The organism is Kribbella sp. NPDC051587 (assembly GCF_044453945.1).
Taxonomy (GTDB): Bacteria; Actinomycetota; Actinomycetes; order Propionibacteriales; family Kribbellaceae; genus Kribbella.
The window spans coordinates 365564-381969 of record NZ_JBITDE010000004.1; the positions used below are offsets into that span (position 1 = coordinate 365564).

Sequence of the window (16406 nt, forward strand, 5' to 3'; positions counted from 1 at the left end):
CCTCACAAGGAGGAACCGTGGGTTACTGGATCTGGATGATCATCGTCAGCCTGCTCGCAGGCGTCATCTTCGGGCCGCTGGCGCGGCTCGTGCTTCCAGGCAAGCAGAACATCAGCCTCGGCTGGACCATCCTCGGCGGCGGCATCGGCGCCTTCATCGGTGGTCTGATCGCTCACTTCGCGGGTGTCAAGGACACTCCCGGCCCGGACTGGATCCAGTACCTGATCCAGATCGTCTGTGCCGCGATCGTCATCTCCATCATCGCAGCCCGCAAACCGCGGACAGCCTGACAGCTCGCGTCAGTCTGACGTCCTAGAGCATCACCCGACGGCCGCCACCCCACCCGGGGCAGGCGGCCGTTGTGATGCCAGCCCTTCGTACAGCGCCAGCAGCTTCTCGGCGTGCTCACGCGGCGCAGGCCGGTACCGCGGCGCCCAGATGCGACCGGAGTCCGGCACCCGCAGCACCTGGTCGACGACTGCGGCCATCCCGGCCGGATCGGCAGGTGCGAATGTCCGGGTCCGCTCGTGACCGCGGAACAGCCACGGGTCGACGACCACCAGCGGGCAGCCGGCCGCCTCAGCCTCGTGTGCGACCAGCGACTGGGTCTCTGAGACCGAGGCGATCACCACGGCGTCCGCAGTCAGGTAGTACCCGGCCAGCTCAGCCCGCGGCAGTACGCCGGGCATCCGCACCCGCGGGCCGATACCCAGCCGGTCGATGAGCTCGGTGACTCGCTTCCGATCGGCGTAACCGCCAACCATGACCAGGCAGGCGTCCGGCCGGATCCGCAGCAGCTCGGCGAACGACTGCAGCAGCAGCTCGTCGTTCTTCTCACCGCTCAACCGACCGACCGACAACACGATCGGATCCTGCGCACCGAGGTCGAGCTGCCGCCGGATCTCCGTGGCGGACACCGACGGTGCGGGCATCGGGAGCGTCGGACTCGGCAACACCACAGTCGGTGCCTCACAGCCGAGGTCGTCCAGCTGCTGCACCACCTTGGCCGTTGGCGCGACCACCAGGTCCACTGCACGCAGCAGGTTCTGCACCTCGGTGCAGTCGCGCTGGTAGCCGCGAGGCGCGCCGAGACCTGCCCGCCAGGCCTTGCCTGCAACCCACATCGCCAGCCGGATCTCCGCGTAGTGCTGGCGGTAGACCTCAAGATCCGTGTGCCAAGTCAGTACGACGGGGAGCTTCCGGCGCCACGCGGAGTACAGACCGGCCACGCCGACCGGGCCCAACGTGTGCACGTGAACGACGTCGTACTCCGGCTTGTTCCGGGTCGGCCGGAGCATGCCCAACCGGTAGTCCCTGCCCCACGCCTCTGTGCCCGGCACCGACCGGATCGGCAGCCGGCTCTGGTGACTCTTGGCGTCGTACGGCGCCACCACCTCGAGCTGGACGCCGAGCTCGCACAGCGCTCGTCCGGCGGCCTCGAGCGAGACGGCCACACCGTCGGCCCGCGGAACCAGGGTGTCGGAGTAAATGCCCAGGCGGACCGGGCGGTAGGACAGTGTCATGCAGGCAGGCTCTCCGGCGTCGACCCCCGTCAACAACGAACGGGAGACATGCAATCAGGCCTGCAGGCCAAGCGCAGTCATCCTTGCGGTATGTGCCTCGGTCAGTCGGGTGAACATCCGGCCAATGGCAGCCAAATCGAGCCCGGGCCGGTCGACACTGCCGGCCAGCAGCGCGGCCAGTGAGTCACGGTCCGCGGCGATCCGCTGGGCCTGGCTGAGCGCCTCACCGACCAGCCGGCGGCCCCACAGCGCGAGCCGGCCGCCGAGCTTCGGGTCCTCCTCGATCGCGGCCCGGACCCGCTCCACGATGAACTCGGCCTGTCCGGAGTCGGCGAACACCTCGAGCACCAGGGCCCGGGTCTCCGCGTCCACGAACGACGCGATCTCGCGGTAGAAGTCGTTGGCCAGCCCGTCCCCGACGTATGCCTTGACCAGACCTTCCAGCCAGTCCGACGGCGCGGTGTGGTCGTGGAAGGCGTCCAGCGGCGTGACGAACGGCTGCATCGCCTCCATCGGGTCCACGCCGAGGATGACGAGGCGGTCGCGCAGTTGCTGGAAGTGCCCGAACTCGGTGGTCGCCAGTGCGGCGAGCTCCGCCTTGTCGTTGAGGGTCGGTGCCAGCTTGGCGTCCTCGGCCATCCGCTCGAAGGCGGTCAGCTCGCCGTACGCGAGAACTCCCAGCAGGTCCACCGCCGCGGCCCGGTAGGCGGGATCGTCGAAGGCCGTCTGTTCCATGCCCGGCACCTTATCCGTGATCCGGGCCGGGCTGAACGGGCACCGAAAATCTGCGTGGCGCAAAGCACACGAAACGGCGTTGACGCGGGTTGCGGTTACACTGGTGAGCGATTCGCCGGTGACGCGCCCACATGGGCACGCTGGTGCGAGGTGCTTGCACAGTGTCCCCGCGCCTCTTCTGACGAGGCTTCACACGCCTCTGGCGCCCGGCCACTGTCCGTTCAAGCATGTGAGAGGCGATCAGCCTGACCACCTTCCGAGAGCTCGGCGTGCTGCCCGAGATCTGCGACGCGCTCGACCGCGTCAACATCGTGGAGCCCTTCCCGATCCAGGAAATGACGCTCCCCGTCGCCCTGATGGGCACCGACCTGATCGGCCAGGCCCGGACCGGGACCGGCAAGACGCTCGGCTTCGGGATTCCGTTGCTCCAGCGCACGATCTCCCCCGGCGAGGCCGACTACAACGAGCTCGCCGCCCCCGGGAAGCCGCAGGCCCTGGTCGTCACGCCGACGCGTGAGCTGACCATCCAGGTCGCCAAGGACCTGGTCACCGCGTCCACCGTCCGCTCCGTGCGGATCCTGACCATCTACGGCGGCGTCGCGTACGAGCCGCAGCTGGACGCGCTGAAGTCGGGTGTCGACGTCGTCGTCGGGACGCCGGGCCGGCTGCTCGACCTGGCCAACCGCGGGGTCCTCGATCTGAGCCACATCAAGGTTCTGGTGCTCGACGAGGCCGACGAGATGCTCGACCTCGGCTTCCTGCCGGACGTGGAACGCATTCTGCGCAAGACGCCCGAGCTGCGGCAGACGATGTTGTTCTCGGCAACTATGCCGTCGGCCGTGATCGGCCTGGCCCGCACCCACATGCGGCACCCGCTGAACATCCGGGCCGAGTCGCACGACGACTCCCAGATGGTTCCGACGACCGCACAGTTCGTCTACCGCGCGCACGATCTGGACAAGCCCGAGGTGGTGGCCCGGATCCTGCAGGCCGACGACCGCGGCCGGGTGATGATCTTCTGCCGGACCAAGCGCGAGGCCGGCCGGCTGACCGACGACCTGATCGACCGCGGCTTCAAGGCCGCCGCGATCCACGGCGACCTGAACCAGCAGGCCCGCGAGCGGGCGCTGACCCGGTTCCGCGGCGACAAGGTCGACGTCCTGATCTGCACCGACGTCGCGGCCCGTGGCATCGACGTCGAGGGCGTCACGCACGTCATCAACAACACCTGCCCCGAGGACGAGAAGGCCTACGTCCACCGGATCGGCCGGACCGGCCGCGCCGGTGCGAGCGGGATCGCGGTGACCTTCGTCGACTGGGCGGACCTGGTCCGCTGGAAGACGATCAACCAGGCCCTCGACCTGCCGTACCCGGACCCGCAGGAGATCTACTCGACGTCGCCCGAGCTCTACCACGATCTCGGGATCCCGACCGAGGCGAAGGGCCGGATCAAGCCCGCCGCCGATCGCGAGGAGCGCGAGCCGCGCGCCGACCGCCCGGCCAAGCGCCGTACCGACGGCCGTCCCGAAGGGCGTCGTGACGACACCCGTCCCGAGGGCCGTCGCGACGAGAGCGGCGAGTCGTCCGGACGCAAGCGGAGCCGGAACCGGACCCGCAAGCGCACCCGTTCGGGTCAGCCGCTCGAGGCAGGAGCCGACGTCACGACCAGGACCGAGGTCCCGCCGGCCGTCGAGGCCCGCGACTCCGGCGAGGCACCGCGCGAGCGCAAGCCCCGCAAGCGGAACCGCAACCGCAACCGCCGTTCGGGCGCGACGCCCGAGGTCGTGAACCAGCAAGCCGGTACGCCGATCTTCGCGTCCCCCGCGGCCGAGTCGGCCGCAGCTGCTGACGCGACGCCGGTTCAGACTGCAGCACCGGCTGAGGTTGTTGCGGCGCCGGTGGAGCGGAGCGAGCGTCCGTCGCGTCGGTCCCGCAACCGCCGGTCGTCCACCGCGGCTCCGGCCACGCCCGTGACCGAGGTCGCGGCTGCGGCTCCGGTCGAGCAGGCTCCCGCGGTCGTCGAGGCACCCGCCAAGGTTGCCGAGGTTCCGGCCAAGGTCGCCGAGGCTCCGGCCAAGGCTGCCGAGGCACCCGCCAAGGTTGCTGAGGCACCCGCCAAGGTTGCTGAGGCTCCGGCCAAGAAGGCTGCTGCGCCCGTCAAGAAGGCTCCGGCCAAGAAGGCGGCCGCTGTCGAGGCTCCGGCTCCGGTGAAGAAGGCTCCCGCGAAGAAGGTTGCGGTGGTCGAGACCCCGGCGAAGAAGGCTCCGGCCCAGAAGACCGCTGCCAAGAAGGTCGCGGTCGCCCCGGCGCCGGCCAAGAAGGCTCCGGTCAAGAAGGCCACCGCGGTGAAGACCGCTGCTGTGAAGACCACCGCGCCTGCCAAGAAGGCGGCACCGGTGAAGAGCACGGCGAAGAAGGCAGCAGCGCCGGCGAAGAAGGTTGCCGCCAAGAAGGTTGCGGCACCGGCCAAGAAGGCGCCTGCCAAGAAGGTCGCCGCGGTGAAGACCGCCGCTCCGGCCAAGAAGGCAACGCCGGTGAAGAGCACGGCGAAGAAGGCAGCTCCCGCCAAGAAGGCGACCGCTGTAAAGAGCACCGCCAAGAAGGCGACTGCCGTGAAGACTTCGGCGCCGGCCAAGAAGGCTCCCGTCAAGAAGACCGCGGCGAAGAAGGTTGCCGTTGTCGCGGCCCCCACCAAGAAGGCTCCGGCGAAGAAGGCCACCGCGACGAAGACCGCGGCACCGGCCCGGAAGACCACCGCGAAGAAGGTGGCGGCGCCGGCCAAGAAGGCGCCCGCCAAGAAGGCCACCGCGGTGAAGACCGCGGCGCCCGCCAAGAAGACGGCGGCGAAGAAGGTCACCGCGGCACCGGCCAAGAAGACCGCGGCCAAGAAGGTCGCCCCCGCGAAGAAGGTGACCGCCAAGAAGGCTCCGGCCAAGAAGGCGGCGCCGGTGAAGAGCACGGCGAAGAAGGCAGCGCCGGTCAAGAAGGCGACCGCTGTGAAGAGCGCCGCCAAGAAGACCGGGCCCGCCAAGAAGACGGTCGCCGTGAAGAGCACCGCCAAGAAGGCGCCGGCCAAGAAGGTGACTGCTGCCAAGAAGACGGTGACGGTCAAGAGCACGGCGAAGAAGACGGTGGCCAAGAAGGCGCCGGCGAAGAAGACCGCTCGCAAGTGATCAAGCTGTAATTTCGCGCTGCAACACCCAGCCCCTCGTGGTGCGTCCCCTGGACGTAACCACACGAGAGGGGCTGGGTGATGAGGCGCAAGGGTGGGATGGCGGTGCTCGCCGCCGCAGGACTGGTGCTACTGGTCGGCTGCGGCGCGAGCAACTCCAGCAATGACAGCGCATCCGGGGGTTCGGCACAGCAGCCGGAGAACGCCGCGACTGACAGCGGCGGCAAAGTAGTAGGCAGCCAGGCCCAACCGAAGGCTCCGGCCGCGGATCAGCCACCCGCCGCGCGGGCGATCATCAGGACCGGCTCGCTCACCGTCGAGGCCGACAACGTCGAGAAGCGGCGCCAAGAGGCCATCACGGTGATCAGCGGCCTCAAGGGCCAGGTCGCCTCGGAGAACACCGGCGACGATGCCAACGGCAACATCTCCTCGGCGAATCTCGTAGTGAAGGTCCCGACCACCTCGTACGACGTCGCTGTCGACCGGCTGTCCGCTTTGGGGAAGCGGTTGCAGATCCGGCAGGAGTCGACCGACGTCACCGAGCAGGTCGTCGACGTGGACAGCAGGATCCGCACGCAGCGCGCGAGCCTGGACCGGATGCGCGCCCTCCTCGCCAAGGCGAACACGATCGGCGAGATCGTCTCGGTCGAATCCGAGCTGACCCGTCGCGAGGCGGACCTCGAGTCCATGCTCGCCAAGCAGAAGAACCTCAGCCTGCAGACCGAGCTCGCCACCCTCGACCTGACGCTGACCAGCAAAGACACGCCGCCGGTCGTCACCGAACCGGATCACGGATTCGTCGGCGGCCTCAAGGGCGGCTGGCACGCGTTCACCGCCACGTTCTCCGCGCTCGCGGCCGCACTCGGCGCAGTACTCCCGTTCCTCGTGCTGCTCGCACTGATCGCCGTACCGGTCTGGTGGTTCCGCCGCCGTCTCCGCCGCTCAGCACCCCCGAACACCTCAGCCCCCGTCGACCCCGGCCCCGCCTAACGGCGGAGGCGGACCGCCGGCACCGTCTAACTCTGCGCGGCCGGGACAGTTCACGCTCAGCGTCACCTGGCCGAGCAACCGCGTGGGAGGTTGGTCGGTGGTGCAGGTCCGGTGCTGGGGGTGTCCACCAGCACGCCGGTGGACTGACCTCCACGGGGAAGAGGCCGATATGCCGTACCACCCACGAATGGGTCAGCAGAGCCCCACCACTGGTGGCACGGGTGGTCAGAGGAGGGTGGCGGCCAGGGCTCGGTAGGCCTTGGCGCCGGCGGAGGTGGGCGAGGTGGTGAGGATGGTCTCGCCGACCGCGGGCGCCTCGGCGAACCGGATCGACTTCGGGATCGCCGGGGCGAGCACCTCGAGCGAGTAGGTCTCGGCGATCGTCTCGAGGACGGCGCGGGCATGCGTCGTACGGCCGTCGTACAGGGTCGGCAGGACGCCGAGCACGCGCAGTCCGGGGTTGGTCAGCTGCTGCACGTCGTGCACGGTGTCAAGTAGTTGCCCAACGCCACGATGTGCCAACGTCTCGCACTGCAAGGGAATCAGTACGTCGCTCGCCGCCGACAGCCCGTTCACCGTCAGCAGGCCGAGCGTCGGTGGGCAGTCCACGATGATCCAGTCGTACGACGAACGCACCGATCGCAACGCGGTCCGCAGCACCTGCTCGGGGCCGCTCTCGCGCGCCAGCTGCACCTCCGCGGTGGCCAGCTCGATCGTCGCCGGCAGCAGGTCCGGCCCCTCCTCGAACTCGATCAGTACGTCGCGTACCTGCACCCCGCCGAGCAGCACGTGATGGATCGACTTGTCCAGATCCTCGGGGTCGATCCCGATCGAGAAGGTCAGGCACGCCTGCGGATCGAGGTCCACCAGCAGCACCCGCTGACCGAGCTCGGCCAGGGCAGCACCCAGTGTGGCGACAGTGGTCGTCTTGGCCACGCCGCCTTTCTGGTTGGCAACCGCGAGAGTGCGAGGAGGCACCCGGCCATTGTGCCGCACTGCGGAACGCCCGGTGCATCCGCCCGTGTCCGTCCGTGGCGGCTGAACGGCTACTCTCTTTACTTGTGAGTACGCCACGAACCATGACGCTGCCGGACGGGGTTCATCCAGCCACTCTGGAGACCGACCGCGGCTCCTTCGCGACGCTGCGAGCCGTGCCGGAGATCGGTACGCCGCTCGGCACCGTCCTGCTCGTTCCGGGCTGGACAGGCAGCAAGGAGGACTTCACACCGCTGCTCGATCACCTGGCGCGGTACGGGTGGATCGCGGTGGGTGTGGACCAGCGAGGTCAGTTCGAGACTCCCGGTCCGGACGACCCATCGGCGTACACGCTTGAGGAGTTCGGCGCTGACGTGGTGGCGATGAGCGTGGCGCTGGGCGGCTACAGCCAACTGGTGGGGCACTCGTTCGGCGGACTGGTCGCGCGGGAAGCGGTCCTGATCGACCCGTCGGTGTTCTCGACGCTCACCCTGCTCTGCAGCGGTCCGGCCGGCTTCACCAATGAGGAGACCCTGCAAGGACTCCAGATGCTCGCCTTCGGTCTGGAGAACCTGCCGATCGAGCAGGTCTACGACCTGAAGCTGGAGCACGACGCCAAGAACCCCGGGTACGTCGCTCCGCCGGAGGAGATCGCGGCGTTCGTCCGCAACCGCTTCATCAGCAACACCCCGGCCAGCCTCGCGGCGATCACCAGGCACCTCACCAACGCGGTCGACAAGACCGACCAGCTGGCGAAGGCCGGCGTCCGCACCCAGCTCGTGTACGGCGAGACCGACGACGGCTGGCCGCTCCCGGTTCAGAACGACGTGGCCGAGCGACTCGGCATCGAACCCCAGATGGTTCCCGATGCCGGCCACTCCCCCGCCATCGAGCAGCCGGCCGCCACCGCCCGGCTACTCATCGACTTCTTCCACAAGCGCCGCGGGTTCACGGACCCTCCGACGCAGTCGGCTACGGACGCAGAGTAGAAGGCGCGGGCCACTCGCCGTTCGGGGCGAAGTAGTCGTGCCAGAGTTCGGCTTGTGGGCCGGGCACGAAGTCGTGGCCGTTGGAGCGGGCAACGAACACGTCGCCGGCGGTGCCGCGAGTGAACGTGACGATGTCCGACAGACCGTCGCCGTCGAAGTCACCTGAGCCCGGCACCTCCGCGTTCGGAGCGAAGAAGTCGTGCCACAGGTCTCCGTCGCCGGTGAACCCGGTTCCGGTCGACGTCGCGACGTACACGTCTCCCGCCGTACCGCGGGTGAAGGTGGCGATGTCGTCGCGGCCGTCACCGTTGTAGTCGCCGACGTCGGGGATCTCGGTCCCGACCGCGAAGTGCCCGTGCCATTTCCACGTCGTCCCCAGGAACGATTTGCCGTCCGACAGCGCGACGAACACGCTCGCCGTCGTACCGCCGGTGAACGTGACGATGTCGTCGCGGCCGTCACCGTCGAAGTCACCGACGTCGAGCAGTTCGCCCGGCCAGCCGAAGTCGCCGTGCCACATCCAGCTGTCCTGGACGAAGCGGCCGCCGTCGGACAGCGAGACGTAGACGTCGTGCGTCGTCCCGCGGGTGAAGGTGACGATGTCGTCCTTGCCGTCCCCGTTGAAGTCGCCGACCATCGGTACCTCGTCGCCGACGGCGAAGTGATCGTGCCACTTGGTGGCCGGCAGGTAGCCGTCGACGCCGTTCGACAACGAGACCCAGACATCCGCGGCGGCCCCGCGGGTGAACGTGATGATGTCGTCGCGGCCGTCGCCGTTGAAGTCCCCGGTGGCCGGGATCTCGGTGCCGATCGCGAACGACGGGTGCCACAACGCGCCGGCGCCGAACTTCGTCCCGGTGGACTTGGCGACGTACACATCGGCCGCGTCACCCCGCAGGAACGTCACGATGTCGTCCTTGCCATCGGCATCGACATCGGAGACGGTGGCGATCTTCGCCGCCGAGGTCACCGCGGCCGGAGTGCTAACGTTGCCTGAGGCATCGACCGCGGCCACTGTGTAGGAACGCTGACGGCCCCCCTTGAGCGACTTGTCCAGGAACCCAGGCGTCGGCGCGGTCCCCACCAGGACGCCCGCCGCAGAGATCCGGTACGACGTTGCCCCGAGCACCGGGTTCCAACTCAGCAGCACCGCGTGTTTCCGGGGTGTCGCGGTCAGTCCACCGGGTGCGGTCAGCGCGCCAGCGGCGACGTACGGGTCGACGATGCTCGCGGCGAGATAGCGAGCCGCGGTCCAGGCCGGCGTACCGGCGGCGGGCGTGATCGTCACCTTGATGCTGGACCTACCTGCCGTTGCTGAAGCAGGCAAGGGGAATTGGTCGGTGAGCCAGCGCATCCCGCCATTGCCGAGGGGCTGCCGCCACGTGCCGACCGGTACGTCGTCGACGCTGACGGCCGCCTCCTGGTACTTCTGGGCCTCGTCGGAGAGTCGCTTGAGCACCACGCCGCGGTTGGCGGAGTCGACAGCCAGCCGGAAGGTGATCGGACCTTGGCCCGAGCGGACCTGGTCGGTGACCGGTAGGTAGTCGAAGTCACCCTCCGCGACACTGGTCAACGTGGCTTCGGTGCCGCTGTCGGCGTACTGGTGTGCCGTGCGGGCCGCCGCGTCGCCCAGGTCGATGGCGTCGGTCTCGCGAGTGCTGACCGTCGGCTGGGTGTAGAGGAACGCGGTCGAGCCGTAGTCGGCGAACCAGTCGTTCTGCTGCCCGTGCTCGATGCCGAAGCGCAGCGCGGAGTCGTAGGAGATCGACTCGGTCAGCAGCAGGCGATAGACGGCATCGCATTCCCGCGCACAACCTGAGCTCTGGACCTCATGAGCGGTGTTGCCGGTGAAGGCCGCGCTGAACGTGCCGCCGGCGAAGTACCAGCCGCCTTCGTAGAAGTCCTCGGTCCCAGTGCCGTGCTGCTGCGGCGACATCGAGCCGTCGATGTAGACCCGCTCGTCGCCCTCGAGATAGCCGCGGTTCGTCCCCATCTCGGCGCCGATCGCCATCGTCTGCGCGACCCCGACGAGCTTGCCGCGACCGGTCTGGTCGGCGACGATCCAGTCGTCACCCCAGCTGGTCTTCCCGTTGTGCGAAGCCGCAGTGAAGTACGCCGCGGGGCCGCCGGGCGCGAGGTCCGTTGCCCACTTGGCGTCCGGCGCACTCGTGAGCTGGACCTCCACATTGCCAATGGCTGCTCCGGTGGAGTTCACCAGCGACACCACGGCCAACTCGCGGTACGGCATCGGCCACCAGGTGGTGAACCAGCCGCCCGCGGCCGGGTCAGCAGCGAACATCAGCGACTTCACCGAATACGCGCCCAGACCGGTCCCGAAGAACTCACCGACCGGCGAATCGACCGTCCGCCGGCCGTCGAACGACAGCCGCAACCGCAACCCAGCCAGTACGGCGTCCGCTGGCGTCGCGCCGACGAATCGCAGCCGCAACGCACTGATGGCGCCCGGACCCTGAACGGTGCCGAAGGCAACTTCTTGGCCGGCCGGGATCGGATGCGTTGCCCCGGCGGTGGTCGCACCGGCCGCGGCCGGCTTCGGGTCCGCCGTACCGGCTGCGCGCAGCGTGCTCAGTACGTCGTTCGCCGGGTCGGCGGGGTCGAACCTGGTGACGCCGTCCGCGTCCGGGAAGTGCCGATAGTTCACGTGGTAGAAGAGCGGGTTGTGCTGGACCACGATCTGCATGGACTGCCGGTACGCCATCGGCACCTTGATCTGGAAGCCGCCACCGGCCTGGGTCGCGTTGGCGATCAGCGGGTGCACGAAGGGCGCACCGACCCGGCCGTCGGTGACGTCCTTCAGCGACCGGTTCAGCACGGTCGTCCCGTCCAGCGTGATCGCGATCGTCCCGGTGTCGGTGACGTCTGGAACGTTGTTACGTAACCTCGTGAACCAGATCGAGTCGATCTGACCAGGGCCGGCGTCCTCGGCGATCACGCACCCGGCCGCGACCTGCCGCAGACACGAGTCCGTGCCGTCGAAGCCGTCCTGGTTACTGCCGCTCCGCGCGAATCCGGAGAACTCACGGGTGCTCGTCCCGGAAGCGAGATACGGCAGCCGGTCGAGCCGCCGCAGGGTGTCCCAGCCGACCGCCCCCTTGCCCACTACCACCGTGGGACCTGCCGCGTCGGCCAGGGCGGGGGCCGGCGCGACGAGCGGAACGGCCAGGACCACCCCGGTCAGTACGGCGACAGGCAGGTGGAAGCGTCCGGACATCGATGGTCTCCTCAAGGGGGCGGCGGCGATGAGACTCCGTCAGGAGAATCTCATCGCCGCCGGAGAAATCGATATCCTTACGACGTCGGTGAAATGGACATGTCCGGAATGGATCAGCTGTGGTCCGGCGGGAAGCAGCCGCTCCACGTGATCGCGCGTGGGCTCGGCTCGTGGCCGTCGTACCCACCGGCAGAGACCGAACGGCCGCGGTCGAACAGATGGTAGATGTTGCTCCACTCCGGCAGCGCGACGCGACTGCCATCGGCCTTGACGATCACCGATGCCTCGCTCAACGAGGGCTCGATCGCCACGTCGCCGGTCGTGTTGATCGAGTTCACCGGACGTTCGCGCGACTCCACCGTCAGGGTCGCGAGGTTCCACACCAAGCCTGACCAGGTGCCGTCGGCCAACGGTTCCTTACCGCCGATCCAGTCGCCACGGATCTCCTGGACCCGGGTCGTCTCCGCCTGCTTGCCCGGCAACTTGCTGCCGGCCGACTGCCAGTCGGTCCAGATCCAGCCGGTGTTCCCGTCCGGCGTCTGCACGTTGCCGACCACGATCCCCTTCTCATTGATGTCCACCACCAGCGCCGACCACTTGGCGTCCAGCCGGATCGCGGCGCCACCCTTCGGCCAGACCACCCCGGCGAAGCCGAACGTCGCCGGGTCCCAGCCGTAGCCCGCGATGTCACCGCGGTTGTTGATCGCGCTGACGGTCACGTCCTCCAGCCCCGCAGGACCCGCCAGGTCCTTGTACGAACCACCCGACCAGGTCCACGGGTGACTGCCGCCGGTTTCGTCACCGGTATAGCCGACCACTGTGCCGTCGTTGTTGACATCCACCGCGGTGGAGCTGACCCCAGGCTGCCGGTCGAGCCACCGGGGGACACCGTTCGTCCACAGCACCGGACGCATCCCGGAATGGTCGGGCAGGGTGCTCTCACCGAGCAGGTAGTGGCCGGTGTCGTCGCCATCGGTCACCCAGGCGGTGCCGCTCGACGGCGTCCCGGGAGCAGGTTCGAGCACATTCATGGTGCAGCCGAGCGTCGTGGCATGGGCAGGGACGGTCAGCGTGGTCAGGAGTAGAGCGGTCGCAGCGAGCTTTGCGATCACCAGGGGTCCTCTCAGTTGGCGGTCAGGACTTGGGCTTTCATGCCTGGATGGGGGCTCACGATGGTCCAGCCGGTGGTGCCTTGCTCGAAACCGCCGTTGGTGACGGTCAGTCCGACGGCCTCGATCTCGTCGTACCCGACGTCGACCATGTAGTCGCCGACGCCTTGCTGCTCGCAGAGCGCGAACTGCAGCAGGACGGACGACTCACCGCTGGCGAACTCGGTGACGTCGATCGCGCCCCAGTTGCCCTGGCCGTTCATCCACAGCTTCGGCGCCTCGGCGGCGTCGAGGTTGCTGAGCAGCTTCTTGCCCTTCGACGTCACGATCGTCACCTGCTTCATGTGGTAGCCGGCCAGGTCCGCGGACAGCCCGTCGTAGTCCCACCACGAGATCTCGTAGCGCGGCGCGTTCGGGTCGACCGCCATCCGCTGCTCGGCCCAGACGCAAGTGCTCGTCGTGGTCGCGGTCCGCTCCGGCACGAACAGGCTGAGCCGGCCCTTGCCGTACATCGCGCTGTTGCGGATCGCCCCCGGGCCACCCGGCTGGTACGGCGTACCGGTGCGGGGCAGATCGCCTGGGATCGGCGTGGACGGGGTCGTCGGTACCGCAGGCCGTGACTGATGACCGAACGCCGCCGCGATCACGTCGTACACATTCTTGGCCTGCTGGGGTGTCACCTTCTCGATGGCGCCGTAGATACTCGCGCTCTGCTGCTTGAACTGCCAGCCGCGGGTGGCCGGGTTCACGTCCTCGAAACCGAAGTTGGGGATCGTGAAGCCGGTCGGGACCAGGCTGTCGAAGCCGACGTCGATCGGGAAACCGGCCGCGTTCTGGACGTAGAGCTTGAGGCTTAGCTTCGCGGTGGCCCTGCCCCGCAGGGCTGCGGTCAGATCGACCGAGGCGGGCGCCCAGGTGAAGCCGAACTCGTCGGCGACATCCGATCGCCAGACCACCTGGTCATCGATCAGCACTTCCTTGTAGAGCTTGCCGGACTTGGACGGGGTGCGGCTGATCTGGTCGTAGGTGGCGAAGTTGAGGCTGTAGCTGGCCGCGGAGGGATCGACCGCGACCTGTTGATAGGCCTCACTGAACCCACCGGGGTCCGCGGTCGCGTAGTTGCCCTGGGCAAAGCTGAGGCGGCCATCGCCGGTCTGCGCGAGGTTGTTCGAGGCAACGGTCGGCCGGCGGTCGTAGTTGACGGGGGCGCCGTAGGCAACGATTCCGCCGATCCGGCCGTCGGCGGCGTACGGCATCGCCTGCTGGAGGGATTCAGCGACGTACTCGGGACTTGGCGGTAGTGCGGCGTCGAGGAAGCGGTCGGTGTAGAGCAACAGGATCAGGTCGAGGTGCCGCGGGGTGAGCTTGGCAAGCAGCTCGTCCATCTGGGTGGCGACGTAGCGTGGATCCGTCGTGCTCTGGGAACCGCCGAGGTACGGGAAGAGGACGCCGTCGATGTACGGCGCGAGCTTGTCGAGGTGCTCGTCGGTGTAGTCCCAGCGGTACATCGTGGTCATGAAGCCCAGGTTCGGATTGATTGCGTCCTGGGTCTGCTTGATCCTGGCGAGGTAGTCACTGGTGAAGAGCTGGCTGTTCTGCGCGACCAGGAAGTCGTCGATCTGCCAGGCCTTGATGTTCGGGTACTGCAGCGAGAGCGTCGCGATGTTGCGCGCCCAGGCGATGAAGTCGAGCTTGAACGGGCGCGAGCAGTAGCCCTCCAGGTACGCACCTTCCGGACGATCGGCCTGACACTCCGACGGCGGCACCAGGTCCACCCAGACGTCGATGCCGGCCGCTCGGGCGAGCGGTGCGAACTCACTGCGCAGGTCGTTCCAGTCGGTCGGCGACTCCCAGATCCCGAACAGATAGGTGTTCACGTGCATCGCCTGCAGCCGCTGGATCAGCTTGGGCGAGTCGTAGTGGTAGCGGCCGTCGGCGCGCGGCGTGGTCTCGCGCGTCTCCGCGTCGACGGTGTTGCCGCCGGTCTTCGAGCTCAGGACGCCGCCGGGCGGGATGATGCCTTTGGTTCGGGTCTTGACGTCCGGGAACTTCAGCGTGGCCTTCGTCTGCATGGCCTTGGTCTGCGTGGCCATCGCGTGCTGGCCGGTGAGCACGAGTCCGGCCGCCGCGATCAGTGCGATCCAGCGCTTCATCCGACCTTCACCAGCTTCCACTGCTGACAAGCGCCCTGCCAGTACGGCCAGACCCGGACGTCGGCCCCGGACGCGGTCGAGCAGCCGTCGACGTCGAGCGTCTTGCCGCCGACCTTCGAAGTGACCTTGTAGTATCCGTTGCCGAGAGCATCGAGGTACCACTCCTGGCAGTCGCCACCCCAGTACGGCCACTGGATCACATCGGCGTGGTTGTCGGGCGAACAGCCGGCGACGTCGAGGGCCTTGCCGCTGTGATTGGCGAGCAGCTTGTACGACCCGTCACCGTTGTAGGTGAGCTTCCATTGCTGACAGCTGATGTCGTCCACCGTCCCGATCTGCACGTTCGCCGCGTCCGCGGTGGAGCAGGACGCAACCTCGAGCAGGTTGTTCGGGTTGTTCTTCGGCGACAACTGATAGGTGCCGTCGGCCACGATGTTCCCGCCCGGATCGCCGCTCGGCAGGGTGATCGTCTCCCAGGCAGCCTTCGGTACGCCGAGTTGCGGCTTGCCGGAGGCGTCGTACGAGACCTTGCCGATCCGGACCGCACGACCCGCGCTGCAACTGCCGACCGGTGCGCCGTTCGAGCTGGTCACACCGTGGTAGACGATCCAGGTCTCCTTGCCGTCCGGTGACGTGAAGAAGCCGTGGTGACCGGTCCCGAAGACCCAGCCGGCATCGTTGCGCTTGAAGACCGGGCCGGTGGACTTGGTCCACGACGACTGGCTGAGCACATCGGTGCCGGTCAGCTCCAGAGCACCGAGCGAGTAGTCGGGCGACTCACAGGCGCTGGCCGAGTAGTAGATGTAGACCTTGCCGTTGTGGACCAGGGATACCGGTCCCTCGGTGACCTTGCGGCCGTTCTGCTCCCAGGGCTGGTCCGGGGTGGTGAGCAAGGCGGGTGGACCACTGATCGTCCACGGGTTGCTCATCGGCGCGACGTACAGGTTCTGGCCGTTGGCGCGGCCGCTCGACCAGATGTGGAACAGGCGGCCGTCGGGGAGCTTCATGACGCTGCCGTCGATCGAGTGGAAGTCGCCGGTATCGAGCTTGGCCTTGAAGGTGTACGGGCCTATCGGGTGGTCGGCCTCGAGGACGAACATCCGGTGCTGGGAATCAGTGCCGTTGTCGGCGGTGTAGTAGAGATACCACTTGCCGCCGAGCTGATGGATCTCCGGCGCCCAGAGGTTGCAGCAGGCCTGGTCAGGCCGCGGCGGCGGTTGCCAGAGCGTCTGCTGAGGCGCGGACGCGAGGCCTGCGACCGAGGGAGCCGAGACGCCGACGAGTTTGTCGCCGTGCGTGTAGAGCAGGTTGTACTTGCCCTCGGCAAAGACCATCCAGGGATCGGCGGCGTTCTCGCGGATCGGGTTGCGGATGGTGTTCGGGCGGGCCGGCAGGACATCTTGCTGGACTGTCTGCGGTGCCGCCTGCACCGGAGCGGCGTCGCTGGTGATCGGCAGGAACGCCGAGAGAACCAGCGATGCTCCTACGACGAGTCCGGACAGTACTCTGGCCATACCTCACCAACCTC

General features: G+C 68.0%; 11 protein-coding genes. 4 read left to right on the top strand and 7 right to left on the bottom strand.

All coding sequences use genetic code 11. The annotated features are described in order from the left end of the window. Positions 1-17: 17 nt before the first annotated feature. Positions 18-290 carry a GlsB/YeaQ/YmgE family stress response membrane protein gene (locus ACIA49_RS17390; protein WP_396378177.1) on the top strand — a complete coding sequence of 91 codons (273 nt, stop codon included), beginning with the start codon at positions 18-20 and terminating at the stop codon, positions 288-290. Positions 291-320: 30 nt separating this feature from the next. Here the strand turns inward: ACIA49_RS17390 and ACIA49_RS17395 are convergent, their stop codons facing one another. Continuing rightward, complete coding sequence (locus ACIA49_RS17395) at positions 321-1523, bottom strand: glycosyltransferase (protein ID WP_396378178.1); 1203 nt, start codon at positions 1521-1523, stop codon at positions 321-323. A 54-nt stretch (positions 1524-1577) separates the two neighbouring features. Next, the gene (locus tag ACIA49_RS17400; protein ID WP_396378179.1) at positions 1578-2258 is read right to left on the bottom strand and encodes a ferritin-like fold-containing protein; all 681 of its coding nucleotides are present in this window, start codon (positions 2256-2258) and stop codon (positions 1578-1580) included. 269 nt (positions 2259-2527) lie between these two features. Between ACIA49_RS17400 and ACIA49_RS17405 the strand changes: the two genes are divergently transcribed. Further along, complete coding sequence (locus ACIA49_RS17405) at positions 2528-5431, top strand: DEAD/DEAH box helicase (RefSeq protein WP_396378180.1); 2904 nt, start codon at positions 2528-2530, stop codon at positions 5429-5431. Between the two features lie 80 nt (positions 5432-5511). Next, positions 5512-6420 carry a DUF4349 domain-containing protein gene (locus tag ACIA49_RS17410; protein WP_396378181.1) on the top strand — a complete coding sequence of 303 codons (909 nt, stop codon included), beginning with the start codon at positions 5512-5514 and terminating at the stop codon, positions 6418-6420. A 225-nt stretch (positions 6421-6645) separates the two neighbouring features. On the opposite strand, the gene ACIA49_RS17415 is transcribed toward ACIA49_RS17410, so the two are convergent. Beyond that, positions 6646-7398: a ParA family protein gene (locus ACIA49_RS17415; RefSeq protein ID WP_396378182.1), complete on the bottom strand. Its 753-nt coding sequence runs from the start codon at positions 7396-7398 to the stop codon at positions 6646-6648. 83 nt (positions 7399-7481) lie between these two features. Between ACIA49_RS17415 and ACIA49_RS17420 the strand changes: the two genes are divergently transcribed. Then, a complete protein-coding gene (locus ACIA49_RS17420) occupies positions 7482-8384 on the top strand; it encodes an alpha/beta fold hydrolase (RefSeq protein WP_396378183.1) in 903 nt (300 codons plus the stop codon). Here the strand turns inward: ACIA49_RS17420 and ACIA49_RS17425 are convergent. From ACIA49_RS17425 to ACIA49_RS17440, 4 genes are all read right to left on the bottom strand, one after another. Then, on the bottom strand, positions 8368-11616 hold the full coding sequence (locus tag ACIA49_RS17425; protein WP_396378184.1) for a DUF2961 domain-containing protein: 3249 nt from the start codon (positions 11614-11616) through the stop codon (positions 8368-8370). The two genes, ACIA49_RS17420 and ACIA49_RS17425, sit on opposite strands and share 17 nt — an antisense overlap. Before the next feature lie 113 nt (positions 11617-11729). Next, complete coding sequence (locus ACIA49_RS17430) at positions 11730-12728, bottom strand: hypothetical protein (RefSeq protein WP_396378185.1); 999 nt, start codon at positions 12726-12728, stop codon at positions 11730-11732. A gap of 11 nt (positions 12729-12739) precedes the next feature. Then, positions 12740-14878, bottom strand: coding sequence for a hypothetical protein (locus ACIA49_RS17435; protein WP_396378186.1), 2139 nt, complete (start codon positions 14876-14878; stop codon positions 12740-12742). Continuing rightward, complete coding sequence (locus ACIA49_RS17440) at positions 14875-16392, bottom strand: family 43 glycosylhydrolase (RefSeq protein WP_396378187.1); 1518 nt, start codon at positions 16390-16392, stop codon at positions 14875-14877. The genes ACIA49_RS17435 and ACIA49_RS17440 overlap by 4 nt, the downstream gene beginning before the upstream one ends. Positions 16393-16406 lie beyond the last annotated feature (14 nt).

Bases quoted from the DNA above. Each gene is read 5' to 3' on its own strand.
- ACIA49_RS17395 (WP_396378178.1), bottom strand. From the start codon at position 1,523: ATGACACTGTCCTACCGCCCGGTCCGCCTGGGCATTTACTCCGACACC.
- ACIA49_RS17400 (WP_396378179.1), bottom strand. From the start codon at position 2,258: ATGGAACAGACGGCCTTCGACGATCCCGCCTACCGGGCCGCGGCGGTG.
- ACIA49_RS17410 (WP_396378181.1), top strand. From the start codon at position 5,512: ATGAGGCGCAAGGGTGGGATGGCGGTGCTCGCCGCCGCAGGACTGGTG.
- ACIA49_RS17425 (WP_396378184.1), bottom strand. From the start codon at position 11,616: ATGTCCGGACGCTTCCACCTGCCTGTCGCCGTACTGACCGGGGTGGTC.
- ACIA49_RS17435 (WP_396378186.1), bottom strand. From the start codon at position 14,878: ATGAAGCGCTGGATCGCACTGATCGCGGCGGCCGGACTCGTGCTCACC.
- ACIA49_RS17440 (WP_396378187.1), bottom strand. From the start codon at position 16,392: ATGGCCAGAGTACTGTCCGGACTCGTCGTAGGAGCATCGCTGGTTCTC.